This is a genomic window from Streptomyces sp. NPDC090108 (genome assembly GCF_044747185.1).
Classification (GTDB): domain Bacteria; phylum Actinomycetota; class Actinomycetes; order Streptomycetales; family Streptomycetaceae; genus Streptomyces.
In genome coordinates this window covers 300,647-315,698 of sequence record NZ_JBIVDQ010000007.1, presented here as the reverse complement: position 1 = coordinate 315,698, position 15,052 = coordinate 300,647, and the positions used below count along the sequence as shown (strand labels likewise).

The window sequence follows — 15,052 nt, the reverse complement described above, 5'->3', positions numbered from 1 at the left end:
TCACCACGTGTCCGACCCGCACGAGCTGAAGGTCCTCAACCCCGCCACCGAGCAGGTCGTCGCCACCGTCCCCGCCGCCGGCGCGGCCGACGTGGACGCCGCCGTCGTACGCGCCACGCGGGCCCAGACCGCCTGGGCCGCGCTCCCGCCCGCCGACCGGGCCCGGCAGCTGCGCCGCTTCGCCGACACCGTCGACGCGCACGTGGAGGAACTGGCCCTGCTGGAGGTCCGCGAGGCGGGCCACACCCTCGGCAACGCCCGCTGGGAGGCCGGCAACGCCCGGGACCTCCTGCTGTACGCGGCCGGCGGCGCCGAACGCCTCCTCGGCCGGCAGATCCCCGCACCCGGCGGCTGGGACATCACCTTCCACGAACCCCTCGGCGTCGTCGGCGTCATCGCCCCGTGGAACTTCCCCATGCCCATCGCCGCCTGGGGCTCCTTCCCCGCCCTCGCCGCGGGCAACGCCGTCGTCCTCAAACCCGCCGAGACCACCCCGCTCACCGCCCTGCGCCTCGCCGAGCTGGCCCTGGAGGCGGGCCTGCCCGAGCACCTCTTCCAGGTCCTGCCCGGCCACGGCCACATCGCGGGCCGCGCGCTCGTCGACCACCCCGGCGTCGCCAAGATCGTGTTCACCGGCTCCACCCGCACCGGCCGCGAGGTCATGGAGCGCTGCGCCCGGCAGATCAAGCCCGTCACCCTCGAACTCGGCGGCAAGAGCCCGAACATCGTCTTCGCCGACGCCGACGTCGAGGCCGCCCTCGACCCCTTCTCCTTCCTCGACAACTCCGGCCAGGACTGCTGCGCCCGCACCCGGATCCTGGTCCAGGAGACGGTGTACGAGCAGGCCCGCGAGTTCCTCGCCGGCGCGCTGGCCGCGGTCGTGGTCGGCGACCCGGCCGACGAGAAGACCCAGATGGGCCCGCTGATCTCCCGCGCGCAGGTCGAACGCGTACGGTCCTACGTCCCCGAGGGCGCCCCCGCCCTGCGCGGCGGCGTCCCGGACGGGCCCGGTTTCTGGTTCCCGCCGACCGTCCTCACCGGCGAGCGGCCGGACAGCGCGGCGGCCCGCGAGGAGATCTTCGGACCCGTCGCCGTCCTGCTCCCGTTCACCGACGAACAGGACGCGGTCCGCCTCGCCGACGACACCCCCTACGGCCTGTCCGGCTCCGTGTGGACCCGGGACCTCGGCCGCGCCCTGCGCGTCTCCCAGGCCGTCCGCGTGGGCAACCTGTCCGTCAACTCCCACTCCAGCGTCCGCTACTGGACCCCGTTCGGCGGCTTCAAGCAGTCCGGCCTCGGCCGGGAACTCGGCCCCGACGCCCTGACCGCCTTCACCGAGACCAAGAACGTCTTCATCAGCACGGAGGGCCCCGCACAGTGACCGACAACATCGTCTGCCGCCGCCTGTCCGGCCGTACCGCCGTCATCACGGGAGCGGGCAGCGGCATCGGACTCGCCACCGCCCGCCGCCTCGCCTCCGAGGGCGCCAACGTCGTCTGCGCCGACATCGACGCCACCGCCGGGAAGGCCGCCGCCGAGGAGGTCGGCGGACTGTTCGTACAGGCCGACGTCACCGACCCCGAACAGGTCGAGGGCCTGTTCGAGGCCGCGTTCGACACCTACGGCAGCGTCGACATCGCCTTCAACAACGCGGGCATCTCGCCGCCCGACGACGACTCCATCCTGGAGACCGGCCTGGAGGCCTGGAAGCGCGTGCAGGAGGTCAACCTCACCTCGGTGTACCTGTGCTGCAAGGCCGCGATCCCCTACATGCGCCGCCAGGGCAAGGGCTCCATCATCAACACGGCGTCCTTCGTCGCGCGGATGGGCGCGGCCACCTCCCAGATCTCCTACACCGCCTCCAAGGGCGGCGTGCTCGCCATGTCCCGTGAACTGGGCGTGCAGTTCGCCCGGGAGGGCATCCGGGTCAACGCCCTGTGCCCCGGCCCCGTCGACACCCCGCTGCTGCGGGAGCTGTTCGCCAAGGACCCGGAGCGGGCCGCGCGCCGGCTCGTGCACATCCCCGTGGGCCGGTTCGCCGAGGCCGACGAGATCGCCGCCGCCGTGGCCTTCCTCGCCAGCGACGACTCCTCCTTCGTCAACGCCACCGACTTCCTGGTCGACGGCGGGATCTCGGGCGCGTACGTCACGCCCCTGTAGGGACAAAGGTGTACGGTCCGCGCGTATGCGACAGCTTCCCGCGTGGACCCTGGCAGCGGCCGCCGCCCTGGCGGCCGCACCCGCCGCACCCGCCGCACCCGCCGCACCCGCCGCACGGGTTCGGGCCGGTGCCGACTGCCCCCGCCTCACGGCCCGTTGGCACGGGGACGACCGGGCCCGCCTGCAGCGGGTCGTCGACGCCTACGGCACCTGCTCCGGGCACCGGGGAGCGGTCGCTGCGTTCGACTGGGACAACACCGTCACCAAGAACGACGTCACCGACGCCACCCTCTCCTGGGCCCTGCGCCACGACGTCCTGCCGCGCCCGGCCCGCTGGAAGGACACCAGCGCCTGGCTCAGCGACGCCGCCGACCGGGCGCTGACGGCCGCCTGCGGCACCGGCGCGGGCGGCTCCCTGCGCACCTCCGACCGGCCCCGCTGCGCCGACGAGATCCTCGAGATCCGCGAGAACGCCACCACCGTGAGCGGCGCCCCGGCCTTCGCCGGCACCTGGAACCACCGGCGCACCGTGCCGGGTTACGCCTGGGTGCCGCAGCTCTTCGCCGGCCGGACCCCGGCCCGGCTCGCCTCCTACGCCGAGGCCGCCCGCCGCGAGGCCCTGGCCGCCCCCGTCGGCGCCACCCGCGTCCTCGGCACCCACACCGTCCCCGCCTACGTCCGCTACTACGACCAGCAGCGCGACCTCGTCCGCACCCTGCGGCGGGCCGGGTTCCGCGTCTACGTCGTCTCGGCGGGCGCCGAGCCCGTCACCGAGGTCTGGTCCCGCGCGATCGGCGTCGACGCCGCCCACACCCTCGCCATCCGCTCCGTCCTCGACCGGCGCGGCCGCATCACCACCCGCAACGAGGGCTGCGGCGGGGTCCCGGCCGGCGAGGGCACCGTGATCCCCTACATCGACGGCAAACGCTGCCGGCTCAACGAGGACGTCTACGGCATCCACGGCCCGGCCGCCTGGAAGAAGCAGCCCCCGTCCCGGCGGATCGCCCTCGGCGCGGGCGACGCCGACACCGACGTCACCTTCGTCGGCGACGCCACCGGCGCCCACCTCGTCGTCAACCGGAACAAGCCGGAACTGATGTGCCGCGCCTACGACGACGCCGACGGCCGCTGGGTGATCACCCCGATGTTCATCGGCCCCCTCCCGCGCAGGGCCGAGCCGTACCCGTGCTCGACCGGCGCGCGGACGGCCGCCGACGGCACCCGGGGGCCCGTACGGCGCCCCGACGGCTCCGTGGTGCCGGACCTGCCCGACACCGTCTTCTGAGACCGGCCCGGGCGGGACGCGGGTGACGGGTGCGCGCGACCGGGCGAGCGGGCGAGCGGGCGAGCGGATGGGCGAGCGGGCCTAGAGGAAGGTGTGCCCCTCGCCCCGGTAGGTCGGCACGGTCGCCGTCACCGTGTCCCCCTCGACGAGGTGCAGCGCGTCGAACCGCTCGCACAGCTCACCCGCCTTGGCGTGCCGGAACCACACCCGGTCGCCGATCAGCAGGTCGTCGGCGGCCGCGCCGAGCAGCGGGGTCTGCACCTCGCCCGCACCCTCCTGCGGGTCGTACGCCAGCCCCTCCGGCAGATACGGCACCGGCAGCCGGTCGCGTCCGGCCGCGCCCGAGGCCGGATAGCCGCCGCCCAGCACGGTGACGGCCCCGACACCCGGGCGCCGCACCACCGGCTGCGCGAACAGCGCCGCCGGACGGCCCCTGAACGACGTGTAGTTGTCGAAGAGCCGGGGCACGTACAGCCCCGAACCGGCCGCTATCTCGGTCACCGCGTCCTCGGCCGCCGTGTGCTGCACACTGCCCGTGCCGCCGCCGTTGACGAACTCCAGGTCCGGCACCGCGGCCCGCACCTCCCGCACCGCCGCCGCGCGCCGCTCCGCCAGCTCCCGGCGGGCCGCGCCCTGCATCAGCCGGACCGCCCGCGACCGCAGCGGCCGCCCGGCCACCGCGTCCCCGACGCCCGCGATGTGCCCCTCGTACGCCATGATCCCCACCAGCCGGAACCCCGGCCGCCCGGCCACCGCCCGCGCCAGCGCGCCCAGTCGGGCGGGGGAGTGCAGCGGGGAGCGGCGGGCGCCGATCCGCACCCGGCCGCCCAGCAGCTTCAGCGAGGTGTCCAACTCCAGGCAGACCCGCACCACTTCACGCCCGCCGTCCCGGGCGGCGTCGATGAGGTCGAGCTGGGCGACGTCGTCGACCATCACGGTGACGGCGGCGGCCGGCTTCGGATCCGAGGTGAGTTCGGCGAACCCCGCCCGGTCCGCCGACGGATAGGCGAGCAGCACGTCACCGAACCCCGAGCGCGCGAGCCACAGCGACTCGGCCAGGGTGTACGACATCACTCCTTGGAAGCCTTCCATGGCCAGCACCCGCTCCAACAGGGCCCGGCAGCGGACCGACTTGCTGGCGACCCGGACCGGCTTGCCGCCGGCGCGGCGGACCAGATCGGCCGCGTTGGCGTCGAAGGCCGCGAGGTCCACGATCGCGAGCGGTGCGTCGAGATGAGCGGTGGCCCGGTCGTAGCGGGCACGGTCAGCGGCGCGCGCAGTCATGACGGCAGCCTGCCAGACGCGATTACCACAGGGTAGGGGGACGTTCCGGGCAGATACCTCGCCCCCGCCGACCGGTTCTCCCTTCCCCGGGGTCAACCCGTAGAGTGACGCGCACGTACCGCGGAGGACACCCGGACGCCTCTTCTCGACCCGGATGCCGTACGAGTTCTTGATCCGGATGCCGTCCGAGCTGAACCGGGATGCCGATACAGCCGTACGGGTATGCGTGCCCGGACAGGCCTTTCGCTCCGGGCACGGCCGGCGAGCAGCGCGGCCCGCGTACGAGAGTCGGCCCGGGCACGAGGAAACGGGGGGTGCATGAGCACGGAAGCGCGCCGCGCCCCCGTACCTCCGCGCCCCACGACACCGCCGGTCCCCACGACGGACGACCACCTCGAGGACGAGCCCTCCGTGTTCACCCCGCGCGCCCCCCGCGGCGAGTCCGGCCCGCCCGCGGGCCCGTCCGCCGGAGCGGGACACCCCGTGGGCGCGCCCTCGGCGGCCCCCGCCCCGCCCGCGGCCTCCCCGGCGCCCGGCGCCTCCGCCGTGCCCACGGCGCCCGCGGTCCCCGCGAGCCCGCCCCCGCCGCCCGCCTCCGCCCGCTTCCCCGACGCCCCGCCGAGCGCGTCCCGCGCCCTGCGCCCGGACGTCACCGGCGCACGCACGGCCGTACCGCCGCACCGCGTCCCCGGCCCGGCGACTCCCGCGGGCGGCTCCGCGACACCCGGAGAGCGGGCCTCGGCGGTCCGCCCCGGCGGTCCGGCTCCGATGACGCCTCCGCGCGGTGCGGCCGTACCGGGTCCGGGAACGCCGGGTCAGGGGGCGTCCGCTGTCCGGACCGGTGTCGCGGATCCGACGGCATCGCCGCCTGCGCCGCCCGCGCCGGGGCCGACCGCGCCTACCGCGCCGGGGCAGGGGGTGTCCGCCGGCTGGAGCGGTGGTGCGGAGCCGATGGCTTCGCCGTTCCCGCAGGGGACGCCGGGGCACGGGGGGTCCGGTGCCCGAACCGGCGCCGGGGAGCCGATGGCTTCGCCGTTCCCGCCCGCCGGGCCGGGGCGGTCTCTGCCGGACCGGTCCGCTGGTGGCGGGGTTCCGGGGGAGTCGCCGTCGGAGACGACGGCACGGCTCCGGCCCGTTCCGGCCGCGCCCGCCCCCGGCGAGGGCGGGGCGTCGCCGTCCGCCGGTGCGGAGTCCGGGCCGTCCCGCCGTCCCGGCGCTCCGGCGGAATCCGCGTCCGAGACGACGCGGAGGCTCCGCCCGGTCCCGCCGGCGCCTGGTGCGCCCGCGTCCGCCGGTACCGGCCCTGCGTCCGCGCCCGCCGGTACCGGCCCCGCGTCTGCCGGTGCCGCTCCCGCCACCGCGCAGGGGGCGCCGCCCACGGCCCCGGCCTTCCCCGCCTCCCCGGCCCCGGCCGGGCAGCGCACCGGCTTCGGGCAGGCGGCGGCCTCTCCGGCCCCCGTCGGGCAGCCCGCCGGCTTCGGGCAGGCGGCCCCCGCCGGGTATCAGGCCCCCGGGGTTCCGGGCCCCGTGCCCCCGGCCCGGTCCGCCGCGCCCGGCACTCTCGGCGGCCCGCGCTCCGCCGGCCCCGGCGCCGGCGTTCCGGCCGGTGCGCCTGGTCACACCGGGGGACCCGGCCGTACCGGTTCCTTCGCCGGCTCCGGGTCCGGGCCCTCGCCCGACCCCGCCCACTCCTGGACCGCCGCCACCCGGCCCGTCGCCCCCTCCGGGGAGCCCGAGGCCTACGGCGAGCCGGCGCGGGAACGGCAGGTGGCGGCGTGGATGCGCGGCCGTACCGGTGCGGCCGCCGCCTGCCTGGTGCTCGGACTCGGCCTCATCGCCGGCGCCGTGACCGGCAGCTGGCTCACCGGGGACGGCGAGGGCGCCGCCTCCGCGAACGCGTTCGCCGCGGCCGCCCCCATGTGGCACAGCGTGCCGGTCGACCAGCTGTTCCCGCCCACCGTCCAGGGGACCGGCGCCGGACCCGGCGGCGCCGACCGGACCTGGACGAGGATCGCCGTGGCCCCGGACAGCGGCTGCGCCGACGCGTTCGACCCGCTGCTGGGCAAGGCCCTCGCCCCGGTCGGCTGCCGCCGCCTCCTGCGGGCCACCTACACCGACGCCACCCAGACCTACGTCACCACCGTCGGCCTCCTCTTCACCAAGGCCGACACCACCGCCACGGCCGCGCTCGCCGCCCGCTTCCACGACGAGCACCTGGACAGCCGGGCGGACCTCATGCCCCGGCCGTACGCCGCGAAGGGCACCCCGGCCGCCGGCTTCGGCGACGCGCAGCGTGCCACCTGGACGGTCAGGGTCCTCACGGACGCCCCCGTCGTCGTCTACACGGTCTCCGGCTGGGCCGACGGCCGTACCTTCGACGCGCCCCAGCCCGCCGCGGAGGCCGCCGGGTCCGGCGCCACCACGCCCCCCGCGCAGGCCGGCCTCGGCAACGAGGCCCAGGGACTGGCGGACCGGTTCGTCCGGCGCCTGCGCACGACCGTCAGCCCGGCCACGGAGAAGTCCCCATGAGGCGATCGACACGCGGCCCGCGCCGCACCGGCGCGACCACCCGCTCCGCCGCCATGACCCTCCTCCTGAGCGCCGCCCTCGCCCTGACGCCGTCCGCCGCGGCCCACGCCGACGGCATCCGCGCCCAGCAGTGGGGGCTGTCCGCGCTCCATCTGGACGAGGCCTGGCGCACCACCAAGGGCAAGGGCGTCACCGTCGCCGTCCTGGACACCGGCGTCGAGGCCGGCCACCCGGACCTCACCGGCAACGTCCTGCCCGCCAAGGACATGGTCGGCTTCGGCGCGAAGCCCGGGGACCGCGCCTGGGCCCGGCACGGCACCGCCATGGCGAGCATCATCGCCGGACACGGCCACGGGCCGGGCGACGGCGCGGGCGTCATGGGGGTCGCGCCCGAGGCGAAGATCCTTCCCGTGAGGGTCATCCTGGAGGACGGCGACGCCGCGCGCTCCAAGGCCCGCACCACCCGCGGCAGCGCCCTCGCCGACGGCATCCGCTGGGCCGCCGACCACGGCGCCGACGTCATCAACCTCTCCCTCGGCGACGACTCCGCCTCCGCACACCCCGAGCCCGGCGAGGACGAGGCCGTGCAGTACGCCCTGAAGAAGGGCGTGGTCGTCGTGGCCTCCGCGGGCAACGGCGGCGACAAGGGCGACCACGTCTCCTACCCGGCCGCCTACCCCGGCGTCCTCGTGGCCGCGGCCGTGGACAAGTACGGCACCCACGCCGCCTTCTCCACCCGCCGCTGGTACGCCGCGGTCAGCGCGCCCGGCGTGGATGTCGTGATCGCCGACCCCGACCACCGGTACTACGAGGGCTGGGGCACCTCGGCCGCCTCCGCCTTCGTCTCCGGCGCGGCGGCCCTGATCAAGGCCGCCCACCCCGACCTGGCCCCCGCCCAGGTCAGAACGCTCCTGGAGGACACGGCCCGCGACGCCCCCGTCGGCGGACGCGACGACTCCCGCGGCTTCGGCATGATCGACCCCGCGGCCGCGCTCAAGGCGGCCGGCCGCCTCCGCCCGCAGAGCCTCCGGCCGGCGGCCTACGGCGACCGCTACTTCGGCGCGGGTCCCGACACGGCCAGGTCCGGGTCCGGCACCACGGCCTGGGCCGCCCCGCTGGCGGGCGGCACCGGCGGCGTGCTCCTGGTGGCAGCGGTGATCCTCTGGAGGACCCGCCGGCCCCGCCCCTCGGGCTGGGACCGCCAGGTGCCCCACCCCTAGCGGGCGTCTCTCCGATCTTCGTGGGTCCGCGACGCCCGGCACGGCACTCGTGCCCGGGGTGTCGCGCCGGCCTCCCCGGGCCCGCGACGCCCCGCGGCCCACGCCTCGCGCACGGCCCCCGGCTACGACCCGGAAGCGAACCCCGACACCGCCGCCTTCGCCGTGGACTCCACCAGCGTGATCCCGGCCGCCTGGCTCGTGGTCCCCCGCGACAGCACCGCCACCAGGTACGCGTGCCCGTCCACCGTCACACGTCCGATGCTGTTCACCACCCACAGCCCGGTCGTGCTCCGCGGCAGCCACCCGTTCTTCAGCGCCGTCGAGCCCCCCGGGGCGGCGGCCGAGACACCCCAGCGCTGATCGCTCTCGACGGACTCCATCAAGGTGCGCGCATACGACCGCGACGCCGGACTCAGCTGCGACTTCTCCCCGAACACCTGCCGCAGCAGGGTCAGTTGATCCGCGGCGGTGGTCCGCGTCAGCCCCCACAGCCCGTCCTCGCCGCCGGAGGTCCCCGTCAGCCCGAACCGCTCGTTCGCCGCGTCCAGCCCCGCCGCCCGGCCGATCGTGTGCCACAGGGCCGTGGCGGAGGCGTTGTCACTGTTCTCGATCATCTTCGCGGCGTACGCCCGCTCGGCCGCCGTCAGCTCCCGGTCCGCGTCCTGGGCGCGGAGCAGCAGCGCCGCCAGGATGTCGACCTTGACGATGCTCGCCGTGTCGAAGGCCCCGTCCCCGCAGACCGCGCTGTCGCCGGAGGCCAGGTCGAGCACCGCCGCCGACACCTCGGCCCCGGCGGGCAACCGGACCGACCTCACGGCCTCGCGCAGCGCCGCGCTCCGGTTGACCGTCGCGGGTTCCGACACGGGTTCCACCGCCGCCTCCTCACGTGCCGGGGCCGAGGAGGAGGCCGCCGGCGACGCCGCCGACGATACGGCGCCCGCGCCGGAGTGCGCCCACGCCTTCACGCAGACCGTGCCGCCGGTCACGACCACGCCCACGGCGGCGACGGCGAGCGCGGCACGCAGGGCGGGGCGCCGCCGGGAGGGACCGCGCCGGGTGCCGCCCCGCCGGGCGGCGCGGCGGGGCAGGACGGAACGGGCACGGCGGTGGCGGGGTGCGGACGCGGAGGGCTCCATGCCCGCGATGCTCGGGGGGCCCGCTGTGCGTACCGTCGGTCCCGCGTGAGATCCGCGTCAGGGAATCCTGAGATTCCCGTGAGGGCCGTCGCGGCACAGGCGCACGCACCGCTGGAGCCGCAGGACCTCCCGTCCCCGGCCCCCGGACCCGCTGCCCCCGGCGGGCCAGGCGCCCACGCCCCTATAGGCTCGGTGACCGTGGCGAACAAGAACATTCCCGACCCCGGCTTCTCCGACGACGACGGCTCCGCCGACCCCCGGCTGAGCGCGGCGCTCGCCGCCTGGGCCGAGAACCGCGGCGCCCTGGGCCCCGTCCTGGAGGCGCTGAAGGGCGCCCGGCTGCTCGTCCCCGTCGTCGCCGTGCTGGGCGAGGTCGAGGAGGACGAGAACGGCCTGCGCCGCGAGAAGACGAGCGACATGGCCGTACCCACGCTGAAGGCCGCCGGCCGCGTCGCCCTGCCCGCCTTCACCTCCAGCGAGTCGCTGGCCCGCTGGGACCCCGAGGCCCGGCCCGTCGCCGTACCGCTGCACCAGGCGCTCCAGGCCGCGGCGCACGAGAAGGCGGACACCGTGGTGCTGGACCTGGCCGGACCCGTGCCCTTCGAGCTGACCGGTCCGGCGCTGCTCGCGCTCGCCGAGGGCCGCACCAGCACCGATCCGCTCACCGACCCGGCCGTCCTGGACGCCGTACGCGCCGCCGTGGCCGCCGAGCCCGCCGTGCTGCGCGCCCATCTCGGTCCCGGACCGGCCGACGGGGTCCTGGCCCTCGTCCTCGACCCGGCCGCCGCGCCCGCCGAGGCCGCCCGCGCGGTCGCCGGCCGGCTGGCCGCCGACGAAACACTGAGGGCCCGCCTGGTGCGGGGCCTCGACCTGGCACTTCTGCCGGCCGGGACCACGCCTCCTGGCGAGCCCTTGTTCGTGCGGGGGTGAAGCCGCCGCGGGTGTCCGCGGGGGGCGGACGGTCTAGCCGTAGACCGCGCCGGTGTACTTCTCGCCCGGTCCGTGACCCGGCTCGTCCGGGACCAGGGAGGCCTCGCGGAAGGCGAGCTGGAGGGACTTCAGGCCGTCGCGCAGCGGGGCCGCGTGGAACGAGCTGATCTCGGTCGTGCTCGCGTCCAGCAGACCGGCGAGCGCGGTGATCAGCTTGCGGGCCTCGTCCAGGTCCTTGTACTTCTCGCCCTCCTCGCTCAGCCCGAGCTTCACGGCGGCGGCGCTCATCAGATTGACGGCGACCGTCACGATCACCTCGACGGCGGGGACCTCGGCGATGTCGCGGGTCATCGCGTCGAAGTCGGCGTTCTCAGGAGGGGTTTCACTCATGCCCACACGATAGGCTCCCAGCCCCTCCGGGCCCCAGTCGGCCTCGGTTAGCCCTTCCCGGCCCGAGCTGCTAACCTTGTGTGACGACCGGCCGGACGCGCATGCCTTGCGGCGAGCGACCCGGCCCACAAGTGGAGGCTTCGAGCTCCCACCCGACCGTCCTCACGGACGGCGGGTCACCGGTCAGACGGATCCGTCGCCTCAGGCGAAGCGATCCGTCCGAGAGTACGCCCCGCGGCCATCGCGGCGGTGTTCCGGTAGTTCGAGGAACCCGCCTGTGATCGTCCGGGGCATTTTTTGTGCATCGGCGCGGTTAGGTCTTACGAACACAGACGTTACGCGGCTGTCCGCCAGACCGCCGCGTGGTGCTTACCGAGGAGGATCCATCAGCGCCGAGCCCCGCATCAACGACCGGATTCGCGTTCCCGAGGTGCGACTTGTCGGTCCCAGTGGCGAGCAGGTGGGTATCGTCCCGCTGGCCAAGGCACTGGAGCTTGCGCAGGAGTACGACCTGGACCTGGTCGAGGTCGCGGCGAACGCCCGTCCGCCCGTGTGCAAGCTCATGGACTACGGGAAGTTCAAGTACGAGTCGGCCATGAAGGCCCGTGAGGCGCGCAAGAACCAGGCGCACACGGTCATCAAGGAGATGAAGCTCCGGCCGAAGATCGACCCGCACGACTATGACACCAAGAAGGGTCACGTCGTCCGGTTCCTCAAGCAGGGCGACAAGGTCAAGATCACGATCATGTTCCGCGGTCGTGAGCAGTCCCGCCCCGAGCTGGGCTACCGACTGCTGCAGCGTCTCGCGGAGGATGTCCAGGACCTCGGTTTCGTCGAGTCGAACCCGAAGCAGGACGGCCGGAACATGATCATGGTCCTCGGTCCGCACAAGAAGAAGACCGAGGCTATGGCCGAGGCCCGTCAGGCGCAGGAAGCCCGCAAGGCGGACGCGAAGGCCAACCCCGGCCGCTCGCAGAACGCCGCGGACGTGGACAGCGCTGAGGAGCCCGAGGCAGCCGAGGCCGCCGAGGCGTCTGCCGAGGCCCCTGCCGAGGCTTCCGCCGAGGCGTGATCCCGGGGGGCGCGAGTCCCCGGAGGATTTAACCGATACAAGAGCGACGCTCCACCGTGCCCGGTTTCACGACCGGGCACCGGAGCGCCACCGACGAGGAGATAACGGCGCTATGCCGAAGAACAAGTCGCACAGCGGTGCCAGCAAGCGCTTCAAGGTCACCGGCTCCGGCAAGGTGCTCCGCGAGCGCGCCGGCAAGCGCCACCTGCTCGAGCACAAGTCGTCCCGCGTGACGCGCCGCCTCACCGGCACCGCCGAGATGGCCCCGGGCGACGCCGCGAAGATCAAGAAGCTTCTCGGCAAGTGACGTGAGCGGCGCTCCCACCGGGCGCCGTACGTCTTCACCGGGACCCAAACATTTCCGGGTCGTGCGAGTCTGAGTCCACTCCACGGCCCCGCTACAAGGAGTTAAAAAGTGGCACGCGTCAAGCGGGCAGTCAACGCCCACAAGAAGCGCCGGGCGATCCTCGAGGCGGCCTCCGGCTACCGCGGTCAGCGTTCGCGCCTGTACCGCAAGGCCAAGGAGCAGGTCACCCACTCGCTGGTCTACAACTACAACGACCGCAAGAAGCGCAAGGGCGACTTCCGTCAGCTGTGGATCCAGCGCATCAACGCTGCGGCCCGCCAGAACGGCATGACGTACAACCGCCTCATCCAGGGTCTGAAGGCCGCCAACATCGAGGTGGACCGCAAGATCCTCGCCGAGCTGGCCGTCAACGACTCCAACGCCTTCGCGGCGCTGGTCGAGGCCGCGCAGAAGGCGCTGCCGGCGGACGTCAACGCCCCCAAGGCTGCCTGACACCGCTCCGGCCTCGGGCCGACGTGACCGAGCGGACCCGTGGGCTCTCGCCCGCGGGTCCGTTCGCGTTGTGTGGTGCAGGATGGTTCGGCACCGCCGACGACCGCCGTCGTCGATCACCGCTGCGGCGACAAAAGGCATGCGCCCATGGCGCGAAGAAGTTGAGGTGACGTTCGATGCCCCCCGTCAGCCCCGAGCTGATCTCCCCCCGCTCCGCCCGTGTGAGCGCCGCCCGGCGCCTCGCCAAGCGGAACTTCCGGGGCAAGGACCGGCTGTTCCTGGCCGAGGGGCCGCAGGCCGTGCGGGAGGCCGCCGCCCACCGGAGCGGCGGACAGGCGACCCTCGTCGAACTGTTCTCCACCGTGGAGGCCGCGGAACGCTACGCCGACATCGTCGCCGCGGCACGTGAGGCCGGCGCCCGCGTGCACCTGGCCTCCGAAGAGGTCATCGCCGACATCTCCACCACCGTCACCCCGCAGGGCCTCGTAGGCGTCTGCAGGTTCCTGGACACCCCGTTCGAGGACATCCTCGCGGCCCGTCCGAAGCTCGTCGCCGTCCTCGCCAACGTCCGCGACCCCGGCAACGCCGGTACCGTGCTGCGCTGCGCCGACGCCGCCGGCGCCGAGGCCGTCGTCCTCACCGACGCCTCCGTCGACCTGTACAACCCCAAGGCCGTCCGCGCCTCCGTCGGCTCCCACTTCCACCTCCCCGTCGCCGTGGGCGTGCCCGTCGAGCGCGCCGTGGCCGAGCTGAAGAAGGCCGGCGTGCGCATCCTCGCCGCCGACGGGGCCGGCGACCACGACCTCGACGAGGAACTGGACCGGGACACCATGGGCGGCCCGACCGCCTGGGTGTTCGGCAACGAGGCGTGGGGGCTGCCCGAGGAGACCCGCGCCCTCGCCGACGCCGTCGTGCGCGTCCCCATCCACGGGAAGGCCGAGAGTCTGAACCTCGCCACCGCCGCCGCCGTATGTCTCTACGCGTCGGCGCGTGCACAGCGCGCCTCCGGAGGGTGCCGCTCCGTCACCGCGAGCTAGTAGGGTGACGGACTCGGGGCCCTGCGCCGGCTGAGAGGTGGGGTACGGGGATGAGTGTGGTGGGCACGAACACTGTGCCGGACGAGCGCGGCGCGCACCGCGCACCCGCGCCCCGCAGCGATGACCCCACCGTCCTGGGCTTCGACCCCGACCAGCTGCCCGACGGCCTCGTCGTCGCCGACGAGCACGGCCGCGTGGTCTGCTTCAACGCCGCCGCCGCCCGCATCACCGCCGTCCCCGCCGCCGACGCCCTCGGCGCGCCGCTGGACAGGGCGCTGCCGCTGGAGGATCTGGAGGGCCGCCGCTGGTGGCAGCTCACCGACCCCTACGGCGGCCTCGCCATCCGGGTACGGCAGCCCGAGCGCAACCTGCTCCTGCCCGGCGGCCGTGAGGTGCTCGCCAGCGCCCGGTACGTGCGCGCCGAGCCCCTCGGGCCCGTGCGGCGCGTCGTCGTCACCCTCCGCGACACCGAGGCCCGCCGCCGCACCGAACGCAGCCACGCCGAGCTGATCGCCACCGTCGCCCACGAGCTGCGCTCCCCGCTGACCTCGGTGAAGGGCTTCACCGCCACGCTGCTGGCCAAGTGGGAGCGCTTCACCGACGACCAGAAGCGGCTGATGCTGGAGACCGTGGACGCCGACGCCGACCGCGTCACCCGGCTCATCGCCGAGCTGCTCGACATCTCCCGGATCGACAGCGGGCGCCTGGAACTGCGCCGCCAGCCCGTCGACATCGGCGCCGCCGTCGGACGGCACATCCAGGCCTACGTGGCCGCCGGACAGCCCGCCGACCGCTTCCTGCTGCGCATCGAGCAGCCGCTGCCCGACCTGTGGGCCGACCCCGACAAGGTCGACCAGGTCCTGAGCAACCTGCTGGAAAATGCGGTGCGCCACGGCGAGGGAACCGTCACCATCGGTGTCACGCCCTCGGCGTCCCCCCGCGAGGGCGAGGACGGCGAGCACGCGGCCACGTCGGTCACGGTGAGCGACGAGGGGCCCGGCATTCCGGAGGAGTCCATGAACCGCGTCTTCACCCGCTTCTGGCGGGGCAGCAAGCGCGGCGGCACCGGTCTCGGGCTGTACATCGTCAAGGGCATCGTCGAGGCGCACGGCGGCACCATCACGGTCGGCCGCGCCGCGGGCGGCGGCGCCGAGTTCCGATTTACGTTGCCCGTGGCGGCGCCCGCTTATCTGAGCTGAGCCGCACACGG

14 protein-coding genes are annotated in these 15,052 nt (G+C 74.8%); 11 read left to right on the top strand and 3 right to left on the bottom strand.

Translation table 11 applies throughout. The annotated features are described in order from the left end of the window. Positions 1-7: 7 nt before the first annotated feature. Genes ACIPRD_RS25445 through ACIPRD_RS25435 form a run of 3 tightly spaced genes read left to right on the top strand, consistent with a single transcriptional unit; the run spans position 8 to position 3,445 of the window. Complete coding sequence (locus ACIPRD_RS25445) at positions 8-1,381, top strand: aldehyde dehydrogenase family protein (protein ID WP_401566187.1); 1,374 nt, start codon at positions 8-10, stop codon at positions 1,379-1,381. Next, entirely contained in the window at positions 1,378-2,160 is a 783-nt protein-coding gene (locus tag ACIPRD_RS25440) for a 3-oxoacyl-ACP reductase (RefSeq protein ID WP_356400187.1), read from the top strand. Before ACIPRD_RS25445 ends, ACIPRD_RS25440 begins: the two co-directional genes overlap by 4 nt. A gap of 25 nt (positions 2,161-2,185) precedes the next feature. Beyond that, on the top strand, positions 2,186-3,445 hold the full coding sequence (locus ACIPRD_RS25435) for a haloacid dehalogenase-like hydrolase (protein WP_401566184.1): 1,260 nt from the start codon (positions 2,186-2,188) through the stop codon (positions 3,443-3,445). Between the two features lie 81 nt (positions 3,446-3,526). Here ACIPRD_RS25435 and ACIPRD_RS25430 read toward each other — a convergent pair whose 3' ends face one another. Next, positions 3,527-4,729: an amino acid deaminase/aldolase gene (locus tag ACIPRD_RS25430; protein WP_401566181.1), complete on the bottom strand. Its 1,203-nt coding sequence runs from the start codon at positions 4,727-4,729 to the stop codon at positions 3,527-3,529. A gap of 1,527 nt (positions 4,730-6,256) precedes the next feature. On the opposite strand from ACIPRD_RS25430, the gene ACIPRD_RS25425 reads away from it, so the two are divergent. After that, a complete protein-coding gene (locus ACIPRD_RS25425) occupies positions 6,257-7,258 on the top strand; it encodes a hypothetical protein (RefSeq protein WP_401566179.1) in 1,002 nt (333 codons plus the stop codon). Then, complete coding sequence (mycP, locus tag ACIPRD_RS25420) at positions 7,255-8,478, top strand: type VII secretion-associated serine protease mycosin (RefSeq protein ID WP_356400195.1); 1,224 nt, start codon at positions 7,255-7,257, stop codon at positions 8,476-8,478. Before ACIPRD_RS25425 ends, mycP begins: the two co-directional genes overlap by 4 nt. A 122-nt stretch (positions 8,479-8,600) precedes the next feature. Here the strand turns inward: mycP and ACIPRD_RS25415 are convergent, their stop codons facing one another. After that, positions 8,601-9,614, bottom strand: a complete 1,014-nt coding sequence (locus ACIPRD_RS25415; protein ID WP_401566176.1) for a serine hydrolase — start codon at positions 9,612-9,614, stop codon at positions 8,601-8,603. A 198-nt stretch (positions 9,615-9,812) separates the two neighbouring features. Here ACIPRD_RS25415 and ACIPRD_RS25410 point away from each other — a divergent pair, with 198 nt between their 5' ends. Then, positions 9,813-10,544 (top strand): SseB family protein, encoded by a 732-nt coding sequence (locus tag ACIPRD_RS25410; protein WP_401566173.1) that lies wholly within the window; start codon positions 9,813-9,815, stop codon positions 10,542-10,544. A 33-nt stretch (positions 10,545-10,577) separates the two neighbouring features. Here the strand turns inward: ACIPRD_RS25410 and ACIPRD_RS25405 are convergent, their stop codons facing one another. Next, positions 10,578-10,934, bottom strand: coding sequence for a DUF1844 domain-containing protein (locus ACIPRD_RS25405; RefSeq protein WP_356400201.1), 357 nt, complete (start codon positions 10,932-10,934; stop codon positions 10,578-10,580). 385 nt (positions 10,935-11,319) lie between these two features. Between ACIPRD_RS25405 and infC the strand changes: the two genes are divergently transcribed. From infC to ACIPRD_RS25380, 5 genes are all read left to right on the top strand, one after another. Further along, positions 11,320-12,006, top strand: a complete 687-nt coding sequence (infC, locus tag ACIPRD_RS25400; RefSeq protein ID WP_356400553.1) for a translation initiation factor IF-3 — start codon at positions 11,320-11,322, stop codon at positions 12,004-12,006. A gap of 112 nt (positions 12,007-12,118) precedes the next feature. Further along, entirely contained in the window at positions 12,119-12,313 is a 195-nt protein-coding gene (gene rpmI / locus ACIPRD_RS25395; RefSeq protein WP_018549118.1) for a 50S ribosomal protein L35, read from the top strand. Between the two features lie 108 nt (positions 12,314-12,421). Beyond that, complete coding sequence (gene rplT / locus ACIPRD_RS25390) at positions 12,422-12,805, top strand: 50S ribosomal protein L20 (protein ID WP_356400203.1); 384 nt, start codon at positions 12,422-12,424, stop codon at positions 12,803-12,805. Positions 12,806-12,981: 176 nt separating this feature from the next. Further along, entirely contained in the window at positions 12,982-13,842 is an 861-nt protein-coding gene (locus ACIPRD_RS25385; protein WP_356400205.1) for an RNA methyltransferase, read from the top strand. 50 nt (positions 13,843-13,892) lie between these two features. After that, positions 13,893-15,041, top strand: coding sequence for an ATP-binding protein (locus ACIPRD_RS25380; protein WP_356400207.1), 1,149 nt, complete (start codon positions 13,893-13,895; stop codon positions 15,039-15,041). The last annotated feature ends 11 nt before the right edge of the window (positions 15,042-15,052 follow it).

Coding starts and splice junctions, on each gene's coding strand:
- ACIPRD_RS25435 (WP_401566184.1), top strand. CDS start 2,186: ATGCGACAGCTTCCCGCGTGGACCCTGGCAGCGGCCGCCGCCCTGGCG.
- ACIPRD_RS25430 (WP_401566181.1), bottom strand. CDS start 4,729: ATGACTGCGCGCGCCGCTGACCGTGCCCGCTACGACCGGGCCACCGCT.
- mycP (WP_356400195.1), top strand. CDS start 7,255: ATGAGGCGATCGACACGCGGCCCGCGCCGCACCGGCGCGACCACCCGC.
- ACIPRD_RS25415 (WP_401566176.1), bottom strand. CDS start 9,614: ATGGAGCCCTCCGCGTCCGCACCCCGCCACCGCCGTGCCCGTTCCGTC.
- ACIPRD_RS25405 (WP_356400201.1), bottom strand. CDS start 10,934: ATGAGTGAAACCCCTCCTGAGAACGCCGACTTCGACGCGATGACCCGC.
- rpmI (WP_018549118.1), top strand. CDS start 12,119: ATGCCGAAGAACAAGTCGCACAGCGGTGCCAGCAAGCGCTTCAAGGTC.
- ACIPRD_RS25385 (WP_356400205.1), top strand. CDS start 12,982: ATGCCCCCCGTCAGCCCCGAGCTGATCTCCCCCCGCTCCGCCCGTGTG.
- ACIPRD_RS25380 (WP_356400207.1), top strand. CDS start 13,893: ATGAGTGTGGTGGGCACGAACACTGTGCCGGACGAGCGCGGCGCGCAC.